The organism is Microbispora sp. KK1-11 (assembly GCF_006874435.1).
Taxonomy (GTDB): Bacteria; Actinomycetota; Actinomycetes; order Streptosporangiales; family Streptosporangiaceae; genus Microbispora; species Microbispora catharanthi.
Window position 1 is genome coordinate 79,672 of record NZ_VIRJ01000021.1, and the last position, 16,808, is coordinate 96,479.

The 16,808-nt window shown below is 65.0% G+C and carries 13 protein-coding genes and 1 pseudogene; 5 read left to right on the forward strand and 9 right to left on the reverse strand.

The genetic code is table 11. The features are described 5' to 3' along the window. Window positions 1–4 precede the first annotated feature (4 nt). On the forward strand, window positions 5–319 hold the full coding sequence (locus FLW16_RS26940; RefSeq protein WP_142562938.1) for a 4a-hydroxytetrahydrobiopterin dehydratase: 315 nt from the start codon (window positions 5–7) through the stop codon (window positions 317–319). A 17-nt stretch (window positions 320–336) separates the two neighbouring features. On the opposite strand, the gene FLW16_RS26945 is transcribed toward FLW16_RS26940, so the two are convergent. Continuing rightward, on the reverse strand, window positions 337–1,395 hold the full coding sequence (locus tag FLW16_RS26945; protein ID WP_221891312.1) for a DNA cytosine methyltransferase: 1,059 nt from the start codon (window positions 1,393–1,395) through the stop codon (window positions 337–339). A gap of 357 nt (window positions 1,396–1,752) precedes the next feature. Here FLW16_RS26945 and FLW16_RS26950 point away from each other — a divergent pair, with 357 nt between their 5' ends. Further along, window positions 1,753–2,205 carry a very short patch repair endonuclease gene (locus tag FLW16_RS26950; protein WP_142563002.1) on the forward strand — a complete coding sequence of 151 codons (453 nt, stop codon included), beginning with the start codon at window positions 1,753–1,755 and terminating at the stop codon, window positions 2,203–2,205. On the opposite strand, the gene FLW16_RS26955 is transcribed toward FLW16_RS26950, so the two are convergent. The 5 genes from FLW16_RS26955 to FLW16_RS26975 are packed head-to-tail and all read right to left on the reverse strand — an operon-like array spanning window position 2,206 to window position 9,431. Next, window positions 2,206–3,036, reverse strand: coding sequence for a DUF6339 family protein (locus FLW16_RS26955; RefSeq protein WP_142562940.1), 831 nt, complete (start codon window positions 3,034–3,036; stop codon window positions 2,206–2,208). It lies immediately after the preceding gene. Further along, complete coding sequence (locus FLW16_RS45405) at window positions 3,036–3,932, reverse strand: hypothetical protein (RefSeq protein WP_260615619.1); 897 nt, start codon at window positions 3,930–3,932, stop codon at window positions 3,036–3,038. The genes FLW16_RS26955 and FLW16_RS45405 overlap by 1 nt, the downstream gene beginning before the upstream one ends. Continuing rightward, window positions 3,929–5,869, reverse strand: a complete 1,941-nt coding sequence (locus FLW16_RS26965) for a hypothetical protein (RefSeq protein ID WP_142562941.1) — start codon at window positions 5,867–5,869, stop codon at window positions 3,929–3,931. The genes FLW16_RS45405 and FLW16_RS26965 overlap by 4 nt, the downstream gene beginning before the upstream one ends. Then, window positions 5,866–6,882: a PD-(D/E)XK motif protein gene (locus FLW16_RS26970; RefSeq protein ID WP_142562942.1), complete on the reverse strand. Its 1,017-nt coding sequence runs from the start codon at window positions 6,880–6,882 to the stop codon at window positions 5,866–5,868. The genes FLW16_RS26965 and FLW16_RS26970 overlap by 4 nt, the downstream gene beginning before the upstream one ends. After that, window positions 6,879–9,431 (reverse strand): Z1 domain-containing protein, encoded by a 2,553-nt coding sequence (locus FLW16_RS26975; protein WP_142562943.1) that lies wholly within the window; start codon window positions 9,429–9,431, stop codon window positions 6,879–6,881. Before FLW16_RS26975 ends, FLW16_RS26970 begins: the two co-directional genes overlap by 4 nt. Window positions 9,432–9,905: 474 nt before the next feature. On the opposite strand from FLW16_RS26975, the gene FLW16_RS45410 reads away from it, so the two are divergent. Beyond that, window positions 9,906–10,289, forward strand: a complete 384-nt coding sequence (locus FLW16_RS45410; RefSeq protein ID WP_260615620.1) for a hypothetical protein — start codon at window positions 9,906–9,908, stop codon at window positions 10,287–10,289. A gap of 200 nt (window positions 10,290–10,489) precedes the next feature. Continuing rightward, window positions 10,490–11,027 (forward strand): annotated as a pseudogene (locus FLW16_RS26985) (DUF4166 domain-containing protein); the annotation flags it as partial. A 140-nt stretch (window positions 11,028–11,167) separates the two neighbouring features. Here the strand turns inward: FLW16_RS26985 and FLW16_RS26990 are convergent. Beyond that, window positions 11,168–13,180, reverse strand: a complete 2,013-nt coding sequence (locus tag FLW16_RS26990) for a glycoside hydrolase family 6 protein (protein ID WP_142562944.1) — start codon at window positions 13,178–13,180, stop codon at window positions 11,168–11,170. 274 nt (window positions 13,181–13,454) lie between these two features. Between FLW16_RS26990 and FLW16_RS26995 the strand changes: the two genes are divergently transcribed. Further along, window positions 13,455–13,721, forward strand: a complete 267-nt coding sequence (locus FLW16_RS26995) for a hypothetical protein (protein ID WP_142562945.1) — start codon at window positions 13,455–13,457, stop codon at window positions 13,719–13,721. A gap of 14 nt (window positions 13,722–13,735) precedes the next feature. On the opposite strand, the gene FLW16_RS27000 is transcribed toward FLW16_RS26995, so the two are convergent. Together FLW16_RS27000 and FLW16_RS27005 are read right to left on the reverse strand one after the other, a co-directional pair. Next, a complete protein-coding gene (locus FLW16_RS27000; protein ID WP_260615621.1) occupies window positions 13,736–14,413 on the reverse strand; it encodes an alpha/beta fold hydrolase in 678 nt (225 codons plus the stop codon). A 76-nt stretch (window positions 14,414–14,489) separates the two neighbouring features. Continuing rightward, window positions 14,490–16,730, reverse strand: a complete 2,241-nt coding sequence (locus FLW16_RS27005; protein WP_142562947.1) for a glycoside hydrolase family 6 protein — start codon at window positions 16,728–16,730, stop codon at window positions 14,490–14,492. Between the last annotated feature and the right edge of the window lie 78 nt (window positions 16,731–16,808).

The window sequence follows — 16,808 nt, forward strand, 5'->3', positions numbered from 1 at the left end:
CCGGATGCCCCCTGAGCCGCTGTCAGAAGAGGAGATAGCCGCTCACCTGAGCGAGTTGCCCGGCTGGGAACGCCAGGGTGAGACCATCGTCCGAACGTTCAGGCACACGTACCACGAGTGTGTTCACTTGGCGATGTACGTCGCCGCCAAGGCCCGAGAGATCGGCCACCATCCCGACATCCACATCACCTGGCAGCGAATCCGCTTCGTCATCACCACACACGACGCCGGAAACCGCTTAACAGCTAAGGACTTCGAGCTCGCTCGCCACGTCGACGCAATCGCCGCAGGCCACGGCGCCGCGGCGATCGCAAGGTGATGGTCCGCCTGAGGCGATCACTCGCAGGTAACGTCGAAATGTGGAACTTTAGTCTCAGCCCATAGCGGCAGATTCTGAGCGGTCCGCCGTTCGAGAATCTGCACGTCGATATCAAGTGCCGTGACTAGCACGTGCATGGCAAGCAGGGGAGGGATGGCGTTGCCGATCTGCTGGGCGACGTCATTACCGAACCAGGGATAGTCGGCAGGAAACGTTTGGAGCCGCCCCGCCTCGGCATAGGAGAAGCGGGGGAGGCTCCTTTCGCCGCTAGGTGTCACCACGCGATTTCGAAATATTTTGCCAGTCACGGTAAAGGATGGCTCGGTGGAGGCGCGCCGGCCGCGAGCTTTCGGATCGCCGCCGGTGCCATAATTAGACACGACAACGAAAGGGTCTGGCCGGTTCAAGACGTCGTTCATAGCTACCCAAGGGAGCAGGTTCTCGGCTCCCTCGGTGCGCGACGTTCCCTTCCTGTATGGACGATGAGTAGGCGTAGGTAATGCCGCATCCGCGCCAAGGCGTGCGATTAGCACGGCTCGGCGACGTGTCTGAGGTACTCCATATTGCTCTGTTCGCAGCACCCCGTGCGCCACAGAGTAGCCCTCTTTATCGAGAATTTCTCCTACGGCTTCCCATACCGGCAAGACGGCCGGAACCTGCTCCAGGACGATTGCCCGATAGGGGTTTTCGGCCTTTATTGCTCGAAGTGCCCATCGTAAAGGTTCCAATACCAGAGCGGTCCGCTCGTCGGGTATCTGTTTTAGATCTTCGGTGACGTCGTCACCGTTTCCCATACGTTTAGCGAAAAGGAGTACTTCATCGAGGGCTTTGCGTCCATGCCCGGATCCTGCAACGGTGAATGTCTGGCAGGGCGGCCCGGCCGCTAGAACATCGGCGTTCGAGAAACAACTGGGCTCGAAGTGGCGTACATCGCCCTGTTCTGTGAGTAGTCCAGCTGCGCGTCGAGTGGCGCAAGCGTTTGGGTCCCACTCGATGCCGATGACAGGAATGCCTAGCCAAGTTGCTGCCACGTCGAGCCCGCCAGGGCCGGCGAACAGATCGATGATCCCGTACACATGATCTCCAGGCTGCCCGGCGATGTCACAGAGCGTAGAGCTGGCGAGTACCCGCCGTCGACAAACCGTTAGGGATCTTCATGATGTCCGAAAGCATACTCTTTCTTTGCGCACGTCCGCACGCTGCACGCTGAGACATGCCTGCCGAGCATGCCGGTCCCGACTCCGAGGCACTACAGCATGCAGCCACGTTCGACCTGTTGCTCCTCGGGGTTCCGCGCTACACGAGGACAAAGGGCTGAAGGGACCGTGCTTGGGTGGCAGCTCTTGCACGAGGCTGGCCAGGGCAGTAGAGAGAGCGGTCCCGGGACAGTGGATGTGTCGGTGATCAATCGGTTCCCGCGTACCTTGTACCTCATGGGGTCGAGAGCAGAGTCCTGGGCTTCGAGTGAAGGCACTCGGGCGAGCATGAGATCCAATCGGCCTCGCGATACCAAGCCTGAGCTCGCTTTGCGACGAGCAGTTCACGCTCTTGGCCTGCGTTACAACGTGGCCGCGCGTCCCTTGCCCGCGGTCAGACGGACGGCCGACATGGTCTTCCCCCGCATACGTGTCGCGGTCTTCCTCGACGGCTGCTTTTGGCACGGGTGCCCTGCACATCACAGTGTGGCCAAGACCAATGCCGATTACTGGGCGGAGAAGGTGCGCCGCAACCGCGAGCGAGATCTGGAGACCGATCGCATGCTCAGGGAGGCAGGCTGGTCCGTCATCAGGATTTGGGAGCACGAGAATCCTGTAGAGGCGGCACATCGAGTTGCGGAGGTGGTGCGAGCCATCCGGGCCTCTCGAGCTTTCGGTAAAGGACGCTGATCAGCCCCCCATCGCATTCGAGGAGTCGCCGAAGACCGCGGCTATCTTGGCCTGCCGTTCGTCCTCCGTCAGACTCGTTGTACTGAGCAGCGCGGTAACGCTCTCCCTAGCGGCGGCGCGAAGCTCAGCATCCAGTGATCGCTCGTCGAGGCACTCGAAGAGAACGAAGGGAGCCAGCCGAAGTAGTCTTTTCAGGAAGTCCTGCAAGGTTTTGCGTTCGTCGAATCCGCGAAGGTCGAGTCCGTTCCAAATGCGCAGGATGGCCTTGACTAGGTGAGGGCTGTTACCGAGCGCCCGCCGACGCGCATAGATTTGGTCGAATGCGGCCTCGCCGAGGATATTCAAGGCTGCATAAGGCTCAGGATCGTCTGAAGAACGCACAAGCTGGGCACGCCACCACATGCGTCCGAATACGTGCCGTGTGAGGTCGGTGCCAAGGACGCGGTCCCCGGGTGGTGCCGGATACCTCCAGTAGGCCACGTCTGGAAGCAGCACTAGGGCGAGGAAAGCCCACACGTCCCCAGAGGCGGCCTCGGCGGGCACGATCTCCATTTCGGTATGCAGAACCTCTGCGAGGCTCACATCGAATGCCGCCCGGAGTTCTCGATTTGATTCGTGCGGGAAACCTGAGTTCTTCGCTAGGTCCACCACCAACTGTCGCAGCTCGCGGAGCCTGGCCTCGGAGATTCGGTCACCTCCTGTGGCGACGTAAACGGCTGATTCATGACTGACGGCGGCGAGCTGCGTAAGGTCGGAAATAGGCAGGTGGCGGTAGCTGTAGTGCAACGGCCCCGCCTGGCCAGCAAGGAGTCGGGGGTAGAGCAGGCCCATCAAACATCCTCGAATATTTTGACTGCAGCCTGCAATTCTGAAGAGAAGAGGCTGGGGGAGTGGTTGAACCTGAGTCGGACATCGTTTATAGAGGAGCCCGGGAACAGGCGATGGAACAGCGACAGCAGCGTGGAACCCAAGGTGTCGTCGGAGAAGACCGCCTCGTCTTCGAACTCTTCATGCCGCAGCGCATGCTCGATCATTACGCGTGCGACGTCGGCATAGACCGCCGATAGAACGACTTTGTCGACGGGCCGCGGCTTCGCCGCATTCTGGAATGCGGTCGCCGTGGCGGCGTTCTTCTCGTTCACCAACAAGAGCAACGAGCCCATCGCTGCCCCGTGCAGAGTGCCGCCGATCTGGAGGTGCCAGGCTGCGCTTTCAGGGAAGGAGGTTTTTGCGAAGTCGATCACCGCCATCGGGAATTGTGGCGCATCGCCCTGAAGGCGCAGAAATCTGCGGTCGCTCCAGAGCACGGAGCCGCCGCGTCGAGGCGACGACGGCCCTCCTGCCGTGAGAGCCTTCGGCAGCACCAGGACCGTGTCCAGCATGAGTACCCCGCCGAGATCGGACCCACGGAGGTTAGTCGTGATCTCGACTTGCTGTAACCCGCCGCCTTCGATTCTTCTACGGGCTCCGGGGCCACGCAGATTGGATCCCGTGGCGGTCCAGACGATGGCCAAGGTGAGTGCAGTCTCGGGTGAGAGCCCTGTCTCGGCTCGGGCTCGGTCGACGTCGACCTGGACCTTGCGCCGCAGTCGTAGGTCCGTCTGGTAATCCCAATCGGACAAGGACTCGTGCAGCGGCATATCACCGTCCTCGGTCACCAGGAACCACGGCTCAGCTTGCACGACGTCCTCGGAGGGACGGCGGTAGGGCAGGGCGCGGCGGCTCATGATGCCTGCACGGGATCGGTGATGATGTCGATCTCTGTCATCGTGTCTCGTGCAGGACGTATTATCGCGCGCCAGATCAGGCCGTCACCGCCCGTAATATGGCAGGACGGAATCTCGTGTAAAGATCCTCTCGCGTCCTCCCACCCGATCAGAGTGGGCATCTCCGCGTTCAGCGGTGGGTCGGTTTCACGCCCGCTTGCGCCCACTAAAGCCACAGCTAGATCGACACGCACCAGCTGGCTTCCGGGCACAGGTAGACGGAACTCCTGGATCAACACCGGTGCACCGAACCGCTCACCGTGGTAGGGGTCCCCGATGTACTCGACCCGCGGCCGGCGTCGACGCGTGAGGTTCGGTCCCATTCCGCCTCCCTTACCTGCTCCTCCGGTGGGAGTCGTCGAGTCGTTCGCCGGCCGATCCGCAGTGCCTCCCTCGATGCCCCCTCCGCCCTCACCGCCCGCGGTTCCCGTATCGGTGCTGCCGGGTTTGCTGTACGCGGTGGCACCGCCCACACCCCATGCGCCGCCGATGAGCGAAGAGAAACGTGTGCTGGCGGCTCCCAGAGCGATCTTGGCGGAACCTCCCCGCACCCCGCCGCCGAGATCGAGTAGTCCGGCCAGCGCTTCATCAATGCGACGGAACGTCGTGTTAACGAAGGTGCTCTCCGGATAGTCGAGGGACTGGGGATTCCAGGCGTCGTGAGTCGGGGGCTCCGCTCTCGCGTACGTCTCGTCCATTTCGGGATCGGCCCGGAAAACACCGGCATAGTGCTGATACTCGCTCGAGGGCTTCGGCCCCGGCCGGTACGTCACCACGAGCTCGGCCGGACGCATGAGGCATATGTGATGTACGGTGTTTTCGATTTCCACCATGCGCGACGCATCGGTGGCCTCCAGGGCGGGTGCTGGCCGCTTAACCAAGCCGAGCCTACCTAGGCGTTTTTTGGGCTTGTAGCACTCCAATACCTTGCCATCGGGGCCGTGCATGGCTTCATATGCAGCGACGAAGAGGTTGAGCGGCCTAGTCTTGTGCGGGTCTGGAACCGGATAGTCAAGTCCGTCGCAAGTCACTGAGAAGCGCATCGCGGGTAGGCCATCGCCAACGGATGCTTCGAGCATCTTGGGCCATAGGTGCCATGAAATGGTCTCGGCGAGATAGGCGGCAACCACGGACGGCTCACGACCGCTCAAGTCCGGATCGATCACGATGACTGTGGTGCCGGTCTCCTCTGGCCTGAATGGTCTCAGACCGAGCTGGCGTGCCATGTCGTCGGCCTCTGCACCGACCAAAGGCTCGACGACTTCACCGCTGACATCGCCCCACCAGTGCCGGCCTGTGTATCGCGTGGGTCCGCCGGGCTCGTCGGCCACATAGCTGTTCCAGAGCGCGCAGCCCATCAGCCGGGTTTCATATCCGCCGTCCACTTCGCAACGCGTATGTAAGAGGACCGTTCCAGGCCGGGAGATGAGGTAGAAGATGCCCTTGCCGAACCCGTAGGTACCACCGCCGAGCTCGGTGTCGCGCGGCTCTCCGACATTACGCACGAAGGATACGAAATCGTGGTCTTTGGTCACGGCCTTATCGGCACGAGTGGGACCGCGGAGGCCGGTGGTACCGCGGTCTGATATCGCCATCACCCTGATGAGCGCAGGCTTCAGCGACTGACGGATCGGTAGATGTTCATTGGGAGGAGCGTTCTGCAACAGCAACTCGCGCCACGCTCCTGCATGTGCAGGACTTACGGTCCACATGCTGATCGCGTAGTCAACTGGTTGGGGACGGTGACGCAAGCGGGCGTCCCAGCTGTTCTGCGCCGATTCCCGAATCAGGATCGTCAGCAAGTCAAGCTCAGGACGACCGAGCTGGTTGCGTATTCCCTCCGCCACACTCGCGCCTTCGGGGGGAAATGGCTGAGAGAACCATGACACCTTCGTCATGAGGACTCCTGGAGTAGCGTGTTGAGATGTTCTTCCACTTGTTCTGGTCCCAAGGGGGTCGGCGGCTCACTGGAGAGGTCGATCGTGTAGGTGACGTCCCTGACCCTGATCGGGATGCCTGCCGCTGCGAGATCGTTACCTGTGAGCTTGGGGAACTCCATGCCTACTTGGTACCAGCGCTCTTCGATAGTGGAGAAGCGGACGTCCTGATAGAAGGCAGTGTCGGCGGAGCGATAGTTGGTGTTGGCAAGCAGCCTGAGTAAGGCGGCCTCGTCGTCGCAGAGCCTGAGCGCTCGGTCGACCAGTTCGGGAACGCTCTCGCCCTGATCGGATACTCGCTCCAGCTTGTAATAGACGAGTTGCAGAGTTCCGTCCACTGGCGGATCTAACTGTTCAAGTCCGTGGACACGAACTCGACGACCCTCGCCAGCGGTCGACGCCTTGACTTCGACTGCGGCGCCGCCTGCGGAGAAGTCGTGGTGATGGCCACGGGGTCCATGCCACAACCGGTGAGCGCTGCCATCCTTCTCGAACAGCCGAACGAGCACCTTCAGCTCCCCGTATAACCCTGCGAGCTGGTCGGCCCCGAGCGGTGCGCCCTTGGTCTGGAACAGCGCCTTCCACCGGTCCAGCACTCGGTAGAGGGCCTTGAGCGGTTTATCGGGCATCGCAGCGATCGTCTCCAGCACATCCGCGCACAGCATCGTGAATAGGTCATTCAGATCTGGACGCAGGCAGCAGAGGTCGGCATACGTCTGATAGGTGTCCTCGTCTTCGAGAGGGCGCTTCCGGAGTATAAGGACCGGCCCGTCGAGCCCCCGGCGTACAGGTTGTTGTGGACTAATCGGAACCAGAATGTGACGATGGCCCTCGTGATCTACTGCGGCTGACAGTCGGCCCTGGTCGCTGCCGAGAGGAAGCTCAGAAACTCGCACTTTGCGTTCTTTCGAGACCTGCCGGGACTCCAGTGCTATCCAGTGTTGATCAATAAGTTCGCGGTGCCTGTCCTTCACGGGGACTCCTCGGCCTCGATGGGGCTGAGGTCCTCTTCTTCGATCTCGACACCCGAGAGGTCCGCAGAGATCCACTCAACGGTGCTGTCCTCACCGTGAGGTTGCGGAAAGACCAGGCCGACGCCGATCACATGCTCGTCGGCGTTCAGCGGTTTGCGGAGCTGCTTCTTCCGCTCGGGCGGGGTCGAGACCTTGTCGATCGGGTAGAGCACCAGCAATCCCGTATTGGGTAGTTGCTTCTGCCGTTCTGACTTGATCTCTTGCTCGGTGAGGTTGCTCGTCTCGCCGTCGAGGTCGATGGCCGCATCCCGGCGGCTCATCAGCGTCTTGATGTCGGCGTAGCCCACCTCTTCAGTCTGTAGTCGTGCTCGGATGATCCGGTGGACTGCCACCCCAGGGGAAAATTCGAAAGCAGTGTCGCTGTTCCCCGTCGGGTTCCCCACGATGGCGACGTTCCATCGTCGAAGGGAACCTGCACTTTGGACACGCTTCTCGATGTAGCCGACGAGCAGCTTGGCGTCGCATTCCATGGACTTCTCGTGGAAGTGGTATTTCCTAAGAAATTCGATGACCAGGTCATATGGGACGTTGCGGAAGACGAACCGACCGTCCTCCGGGCGCGCGTCGTATCGGCTTGCGTGCTGCATCGCCTTGCCGACGAGCCGCTTCGCGGCTTCCTGGTTGTCGAGAAGCCACTGGCCATCGGTGCGGAAGTACCGTGTCTGCACGCGCTGACCGCCGTACGCGGAGGCGGCCTTCACCGCGTCCTTCATCTTGGCCGCCTGGGTGACCCGGAGTGCGGGGTGTGTTCGAAGACGCACTGCGAAGGTCAGGGGATTCTTGTCCTCCGTCATGTAGACGTCGATGTCCCGTCGCATTTCTGTCTCGACCGTTGCGAGGTGCCGGAACCAATCGCTGAGCTCTGTCGTCATCCAGATGCGGGGCAGGTCGGCGTAGCCGTCGCGGTAGCCGAACCAGCGCCCCATTTGTAGGAGAGTGTCGTACGCGGATACCGCCCGCACAAAGTAGCTGACTGACAGGCCTTCCAATGTCAGGCCGCGTGAAAGCGTGTTGCCGCCGACCGCGATTGCCACGACCGGGCCGTTCTCGTAGTCGAGGCGGTCCTCGCTGCTGGAGTTGTCCATGACAATCCGACAATCGTCAAGGACGCCGGGCAACTGGGAAAGAATTTCGTCAAAATCTATCTTGACCTCGCCGAAGTCTTCGGCCGGCACCCGGGCCGTCTCGGCGTCCCACAGGTTCCGAAGATTTTGAAGAACGTCCAGATTATCGAGGTCGGTCCTCATGTCGTCGCGGAGGCGCGTCAAAGGCATTTTGAAGCTGTTGTGAACCGCAGTGTTCACGCTTGTATGAATGAGCATCGTGCTGTGGGGGGTTCCGGCACCGCGCACCCGCCGGGCTGCCGTGACCAGCCAAAAGTAACGGATGGCATCGCGTAACGTTTCGGTGATCTTAGGTGTGAATCCGTAGACATCGGCCCTTTTGAGTGGACGCACGCGTTCTACATCCTCGTCTGGGACCCTACGGATCATGTCGTAGCCGTCGTCGACGTCCTCCGGATCCTCGCCGTCGAGCGCGTACCTGCCGAAGAGCACCTCGGTGCCAAAGTGCCCATCCGGCTTCGGCAGGTTGACAATGAAGTCCTTTGGATAGAGATCCTTTGCGCTGGGGTTGATGAGCAGATTTGCGAAAGGCGAGGCGGTATAGCCCACGTATGCAGACTTGGGCAGATGCCCGAGGATCTGCCTGATTCTCGGGTTGATCGTCTTGGTGGCGACCGTCGCCTGGTCGGCCTCGTCATCGATGACCAGCGCGGGGCAGTCCTGTAGATAGTCCGATGCGGATTCGAGCCACTTCGCGAACTTGCGGAGGACAGTGGCGTTCTTCTTGATAACGCAGAGCACATGCGCCTTGTTGTTCTTGCCAAAGAACGACGCGGCATTGGCGGTCGGGACGAAGTCTCGATCAAGATCGGTCAACTGATGCCAGCGAGTGGGGTTGGGCTCCACGAGCTGCTGGACGAGTCGGGCCTGAGTCTGTCGGCGAAGACCGTTGTGAATGCCAGCGAGGACGATGAACAGCTTGTATCCGCGGTCGGCCGCCTTCGCCATTACCGCCGTGAAGTTGGTCGTCTTGCCCGACTGCACGTATCCGACAACGAGCCCTTGAGTCGAGAACTCCTTCTCCTTGGGGTGGCGCAGCAGCGAGACTATCCGGGTCGAGGCGGTGTCGAGACTTTTGATGGCCGATTCGGACCAGCCGGACCTCTCCAGCCGGCCGACTATCGCTGGCCAGCACTTGTCATGTGGCGACGGCCCGGTGTACCAGGTATTCCGGTTGTCTAGGACGATGGAGCGGGGCTCCTCGAGCTCCTTGATCCGAATCGTCTGCCGCTCGTGTTGCTCCCGGATCTTCTGGATGACGGCAGTGCTGGCTCCCATGAGCTCAAGCCTCTTGATCGCCTCTGATGGCGTGTAGATGTCCAGGAGAGCCTTGAAAGTGTCGTAATTGTCGTCGAACTCGTCCATGGAATCTCCGGTGGCGCATCTCTATCTCGGCATCAGGCTGCGTGGCGGATGTCCAACCCGGACAGATGACACATAAGGGGCGATCCGGGCCGTAACTCCACTTGGTGAGCCACAATCAAGATAGCTGGACGAATCGGTGATGGCATCATGGCCGGTCGCAGTGAGGGCCGGGATGTGCCCGCTTTGTAACATTATATGCTGAAATGGGAAGTAATGCTCGTTTCCGTCGTGACGCGAGGGGTCATTGTGCCGCCGGTCGTTCGCTTGCACTCCTCTACCCCGCGGCCGTAGTGGCTCGCATCAATGCGCGCCTTGAGCGCTCGCTTAAAGCGGCCTATCCTCGATTTTAAGCGGTCGCTCAAGGCGTTGGAGAGCATGCGTGGCTCGATTCGTGTATGTCACGTGCTTCATTCGGGCGGTCACGGACGCACTTGGAGGCAGACGCAGCGGCCTGAGCTGCATCAACGGTGGGATTTGCGGTTCACGGACATCGATTATCTGCCGCGTGCCGACGACGGGCCGCAGTACTTCCAGTACGCCTTCAGGCTCCTGTCTGGGCTTGTCATAACCGGCACCGGTGTCACCACCGGAGACCGTCACGACACTGCGGGCAGGACGTCCGCGCTCCGGTTTTCCTCGGATCATCCGCTCTCGCTGATCCGCTCCGGCTCCGGCTGCTGGCGATACGTACCGACCGATGACGGCGTCCGCTTCGTCACCCGGTACGGCTACCGCCCCGGCTGGGGTAAAGCCGTTGACCTCGTGTTCCGACCACTCATCGGCTGGGCGACGGCCTGGTCCTTCGATCGGCTCCGTCTCTGGCTGGAGACCGACCAAACGCCGGAGAGGTCCCTCTGACAGGCCCTCGCTGAGCTCTGCTTGCGCACCCTCGCGACCGCCATCACCGTCGCCACCACCCCGGCCGCCGTCGCCTGCCTGATAGGAGTGGCGGCCGTCCTCCTGCCGCCGCTCCCGTCGACGCCCGCTGCCCGCCGATGCCTTCGCCGTCCGCCCGATCGGCTGGCGTCAAAAGCTCCCCTGACCCACCTGGAGATGCCATGACCTCGATCTTCGAACGCGTCCTCGGTGCCGACTTCGACCGGCTGCATCCTCAACTGCGGCGCCGCTTCGGCGTCAGCGTCAACGGCGGTCGGGCCTGTGTGGGCACGGGGGTGATGGAGCACATCTGGCACGCGGGCTTCAGCCGGCCGTTCCTCGCCCTCGGCGGAACCCGCAACATCCTGGTCCCTGAGCAGGGTCAGCAGGTGCCGTTCACCATCGAGAACTACCCGTACGTCGACTCGTACGGGCGGGAGACGGTCAGCTTCGTCCGCACCTTCGACATGCCAAGCCGCCCCAGGCGGTTCGACGCCCAGATGGTGTACGACTCCAAGAGGGACGGCATCGTCGACTACCTGGGCTCGCACCGGCATCTGGCCGTGGATCTGGATCTCCAGGTGGACGAGAAAGGCGGCCTGGTCATCAGGTCGGGCGGCTTCCGCCTGCACGAAGGCCGACTCTCGTGCCGTCTTCCCGGAATCGTCGGGAACGGCCGTCGTCAGGGAGTCGTACGACGACGAGACGGGCGAGTTCCGCGTCGGGGTGACGGTCTCGCACCACAGGCTGGGGCCCATGTTCGGCTACTGGGGCGCGTTCAAAGCCCGGTACGTCGATGTCGTCGAGCACGGCGTGCCCGCCACCGTCAAGCCGCAGCGCGAAGAGGCACGCGTCTGAGATCAACGCAGCGGGGGGACGGCGTTGCGGGCGCGTTCGAGGGCGAGGGCGGGCCACCAGGTGCCGCCGACCGGGTCCACCTGGTGATACACCGGGTCCTCCGGCCCGGGGCCGCCCCGGAGGCACCGGCCGCTGGACTCTCCGGGGTGGCGGATCCACAGGAAGGCGTCAGCCAGCTCGTTGCCGGTGTCGGTGGTCGGGCGCAGGCCGACGCCCCGCCCTGGCGGGTTGCACCACAGTTGAGGATCGGCGTACTTGCCCTCGGGGGCATCCCACACGCCCTTGCCGTTGCGGCTGGTGTCGATGACGAAGTGGGTCAGCGGCGCGTCGGCCGGCACGGCGTCGATCTCGGCGTCCGCACAGGTGCCGCCGCCCTTGGTGCTCAGCAGGTAGACGCAGCGGGAGAGCCTGTCCCCGTATCGGAGGAGGCTGTCGGTGTGCTGGAAGTCCGAGCTGTTCAAATAGAAGCCGTCGGCCCGCTCCACCCCGGCGTTCACGAGCCGATCGGCCATCGTGACGAAGTCGGGCCACCCCTCGATGCCGCCGTCGAGGTAGACGGCCGTGTGCGCGAGCTTCCCCAGGCGGTCCACCGCGTAGCCCAGCTCGTGGTAGCGCTCGGCCATCCCCGCCTTCCCGCCCGAAGGGCAGTCGCCGGTGCCCGGCAGCTCGGTCAGGCTGTTGGGTTCCAGCACCACGACCGCCCGGCCGGCGCCGATGCCGGCCGCGATCCGGTCGATCCAGTCCTTGTACGTCTGCTCGTTCGGCGCCCCCCGATCGGAGCAGTCCAGCAGCGGGACGTAATCCGTGAGGAACACCGGTACGGCGTCGTGGGCCGCGGCGAGCCGCATGGTGGATGTGACCGTGTCCTTCACCTCGGCGACCGGCATGTTGAGGTTCACGGAATGCGGCACTGCGGCCAGGGCGCGCATCAGCGCGGCGTCGGTTTTCCTGCCCTGCGCGTCCCAGAGGTCCGCCTGGCGCTGCGGGTCGAGCTCCTGCTTGTACGCGAACCGTACGCCGGGCTCGCGCAGCGGATTGCCACGGGTGTCGGCGGCGGACACGGACGGGAGAGCGGTGGGGACGGAGGCCGCCGAGGTGGCGGACGAGCCGGACGTGGTCGGGCCCGACGAGGTGCCGAGCCAGGTGGCGGCCACCGCCGCGACCACGGCAAGTGCGCCCGCCCCGGTACCGATCATCAGGCTGCGGCGGCGTCTCCCGCCACCCCCGGGCAGAGTGGCGACGGACGGTGCCGCGGAACCGGTGAGCGTGTCGAGAATGTCCTGTACGGTCGGCCGTTCGGCGGGGTTCTTGGCCAGGGCGCGGGCGACCAGGGTGCCCAGCGGGCCGTCGAGGCCGGTCAGGTCGGGTTCGCCGTTGACGACTCGATTGACCACGACGGGGAGCGATCCGTGGCCGAAGGGGGCGTGGCCGGTGCCCGCATAGGTGATCGTGCTCGCCCAGGCGAAGACGTCGGAGGCGGGTGTGAGGAGGCCGCCCTCGAACTGCTCGGGGGACATGAAGGAGGGGGTGCCGACGACGGCGCTGCTCATATGTCCGGCCATGTCTGACAGGTGAGCGATGCCGAAGTCGATGACTTTGGGGCCGATGGGGGACAGTAGGACGTTGCCGGGTTTGAGGTCGCGGTGGATGATGCCGGCGGCGTGGATGGCGCGCAGGGCGGTGGCGATGCTGACGGCGAGGCCGTCGAGGCTGGAGCCGCGTAGTGGTCCGTCCCGTTCGACGGCCTCTTTGAGGGTTGGCCCGGGCACGTACTCGGTGACGAGGTAGACGGTTTCGCCGTCGACTTCTGCGTCTAGGACGGCGGCGGTGCAGAAGCGGGCGACTCGTTTGGCGGCCTCGACCTCGCGCCGGAACCGGCGGCGGAAGTCGGGGTCGGCGGCGATCGAATGGTGGAGCAGCTTGACCGCCACCCGCGTGCCGTCGGGCGCCTCGCCCAGGTAGACGGTGCCCATCCCGCCCTCGCCCAGCCTCCGCAGCAGCCGGTAAGGCCCCACCTGGGCCGGGTCACCTGCCCGCAGGCCGGACTCATGCTGCCCGGGTAAGCCCCCCGCCTCGCTGCCACCGTTCACATCGCCCCCGCTGGGATGCCCGGAAGGTCAGGTCACTACGGATCTTATTGACCGCCGCCGGGCGCGGCCATGGCCGAACACGTGCCGCTACGGTGAAGCCGCGAAGAGGAACGAAGGGGGAGACGATGGGCGACACCCGGACGCGGCTGCTCGAAGGCGCTCTGCAGACGCCGCCCCCGCCACCGCCGGGGGCCTCGCCTTGTGGGTCGCCGAGGTTGAGGACGTCCTCAACCGAGTGCTGGCCGGCACCCCGCTGGCGGAGTTCGTGGACGTCGCCGGGCTGGCCCGCGCCACCGCGGCTGCCTTCGTCGGCCTCGAACTGTACGACGGCGTCGACAAGGACGGCGCGGAGCGCGCGTTCGAGAGCATGGAGCAGCTCGCCGGCCTGGTCGCCGTCCTGAAGGACATGGGCCCACTGATTCGCCGTACGGTCCGCGCCCGCCTCCGCAGGGCCAACGGCGACTGACGAGTCAGCACTGTTCAGAGCCCCGTGCGGTACGCCTCAAGGCGGTCGGCCAGTTCCTTCGGGTGACCGAGCATCGGACAGTGGTCACCAGGCATTTCGTCCGGTTGGAAACCGAGACGGTCGGTGACGATCCCGCGCATGAACTCGGCCGGGAAGAAGCGGTCGCCGGCGGCCAGCAGGAACCTGGTCGGCACGTCCGGCCAGGAGGCCAGCGGCCACGGCTTGCCGAACGGGGTAGGCGCCTGGTGCCGCTGGTGTCGGGCCACGAACTCGGCGGCCAGGTCGGTCGGGGTGTCGTGCAGCACGAGGGAGGAGGTGTCCTCCTCCGCGCCGTCCGGGACGCCTCGGCGCCGATCGGCTTCCTGCCGTGCCGCCCAGTAGCCGGTGTTGCCCCACCATTCGCCGGGCGATTCGGCGGGAGCCGGGATCTGAGCCTGAAGCATCACGAGCAGGTCGGCAGGCACCCGGTCACACACCAGCGGGCCGGTGAACCCACCGAACGAGTGGGCGACGACGACCAGATCGGTGCGCCCGCCGATCGCCTCGACCACCGTGTCCGCGTACTCCGCGAGCCCGGCCGACTCGTCGTCGCACGGCAGGTCCGGTGCCACCACGTCGTGGCCCCGGTCTCGCAGGGCGGCCGAGAGCGGTCCCCAATACCAGGAATCGACCGCCGCAGCGTGGATCAACACGTAAGTCGCCATTAGACAGCATTCTCCCGGTTCGTGGATCTACTCATCCGCGGTCGTCTCCCACGATGGCCGTAGTTCAGCGCAGTGGAGGGACGGCGTTGCGGGCGCGGTCGAGGGCGAGCACCGACCACCAGGTGCCGCCGATGGGATCGACCTGGTGATAGACGGGGTCCTGGGGACCCTTGCCGCCTCGCGTGCACTGGCCGTTGGACTGCTCGGGGGAGCGGAGCCACAGGAACGCGTCGGCCAGTTCGCTGCCCGTGTCGGTGGTCGGGCGGATGCCGACGCCCCGGCCCGGGGGGTTGCACCAGATCTGCGGGTCGGCGTACTTGCCCTCCGGCGGCTGCCACACGCCCTTGCCGTTGCGGCTGGTGTCGATGACGAAGTGGGTCAGGGGCGTCCCGGCCGGCACCGCGTCGATCTCGGCACCGGTGCAGGTGCTCCCGCCGTTGCTCGTCTTCAGGTAGAGGCAACGGGACAGGCTCTCCCCATACCTGAGGAGCTCGTCGGTCTCCTGGAAGTCCGCCGTGTTCAGGTAGAAGCCGTCGGCTCGCTTCACCCCGGCCTTCACGAGCCGGTCGGCGATCTCGACGAGGCTGGGCCAGCCCTTGATGCCGCCGTCGAGGTAGACGGCCGTGTGCGGGAGCTTGCCCAGGCGGTTCACCGCGTACGAGAGCTCACGGTAGCGCTCGGCCGCGCCCGCCTTGGTCCCCTGCGAGCAGCTGTTCGAGCCGGGGAGTCTGGTCAGGCTGTTCGGTTCCAGCACGACCACCGTCCGCGCCTTGCCGATTCCCTTCGCCACCCGGTCGATCCAGGCGCGGTAGGACCGCTCATCCGGCTCTCCCCATTGGGAGCAGTCCTTCATCGGCACGTGATCGGTAACGAACACGGGAACCGCGTGACGGGCGGAGGCCGCCCGTACGGTGGACACGACCGTGCGCCCGGCCTCGGCGGCCGGCATGTTCAAGTTCACGGGATGCGGCACCGCGGCCAGGGCGCGCATCAGCGCGGCGTCGGTCTTCTTGCCCTGCGCGTTCCAGATGCCCGCCTGGCGCTGCGCCTCGGAATCCGGCCGGTACGCGAACCGTACGCCGGGCTCGCGCAGCGGGTTGCCGCCACTGCCCGTAGGAGCCGGCGACGCGGCCGAGGCGGTGGGCGCAGGCCCCTCGGAGGCCACCACGGCCGAGTGCGTGGAGGTGACGGAGGAGGTCGTGGACGCCGCGGCATGCGGGTCGTGGTCGGAGGGCCAGACGGCGACCACCGTCGCGATCACCGCCAGCCCGGCTACTGCGGCCCCGACCCCGGTCAGCAGCCCGCGGCGGCGTCTGTCGCCTCCGGGCAGCGTGTTGACCCACCACTCCGGCGCCGCTGATGCCCGCGACACCACCTCCGCTCCGGACACCGGCGGGGCCATCGAGGGAGAACCGGTGAGCGTGTCGAGAATGTCCTGCACAGTCGGGCGTTCGGCCGGGTTCTTGGCCAGGGCGCGAGCGACGAGCGTGCCCAGTGGCCCGTCGAGGCCGGTCAGGTCCGGTTCGCCGTTGATGACCCGGTTGATGACGACCGGCAGCGGCCCGTTGCCGAAGGGGGCGTGGCCCGTGCCGGCGTACGCGACCGTGCTCGCCCAGGCGAAGACGTCGGAGGCGGGGGTGAGGGGGCCGCCGTCGAATTGTTCGGGGGACATGAAGGAGGGGGTGCCGACGACCGCGCTGCTGTGCGTGGCGGTGTCGTTCAGGTGGGCGACGCCGAAGTCGATGACTTTGGGGCCGATGGGGGAGAGCAGGACGTTGCCGGGCTTGAGGTCGCGGTGGATGATGCCGGCGGCGTGGATGGCGCGCAGGGCGGTGGCGATGCTGACGGCCAGTCCGTCCAGGCTTGAGCCGCGTAGTGGTCCGTCCCGTTCGACGGCCTCTTTGAGGGTCGGCCCGGGCACGTACTCGGTGACGAGGTAGACGGTCTCGCCGTCGACTTCTGCGTCCAGGACGGCGGCGGTGCAGAAGCGGGCGACTCGCTTGGCGGCCTCGACCTCGCGGCGGAACCGGCGGCGGAAGTCGGGGTCGGCGGCGATCGTGTGGTGGAGCAGCTTGACCGCCACGCGGGTGCCGTCCGGCGCCTCGCCCAGGTAGACGGTGCCCATCCCGCCCTCGCCCAGCCTGCGCACCAGCCGGTAAGGCCCCACCTGGGCCGGGTCACCCGCCCGCAGGTCGGCCGGGTGCTGGGGGCCGGACGGCCACCCGGAGCCGGACTCGTGCCCGTCACCGAAACCGCGTAAGCCCCCCGCCTCGCTGCCGCCGTTCGCCCCAGAATGCGACATCATTCGCCCCCGCTGGAAATGCCCTCGACAGATCAGTAAGGATCCTATTGACCGCCGCCGGGCCCGGCCATCGCCCGGCAC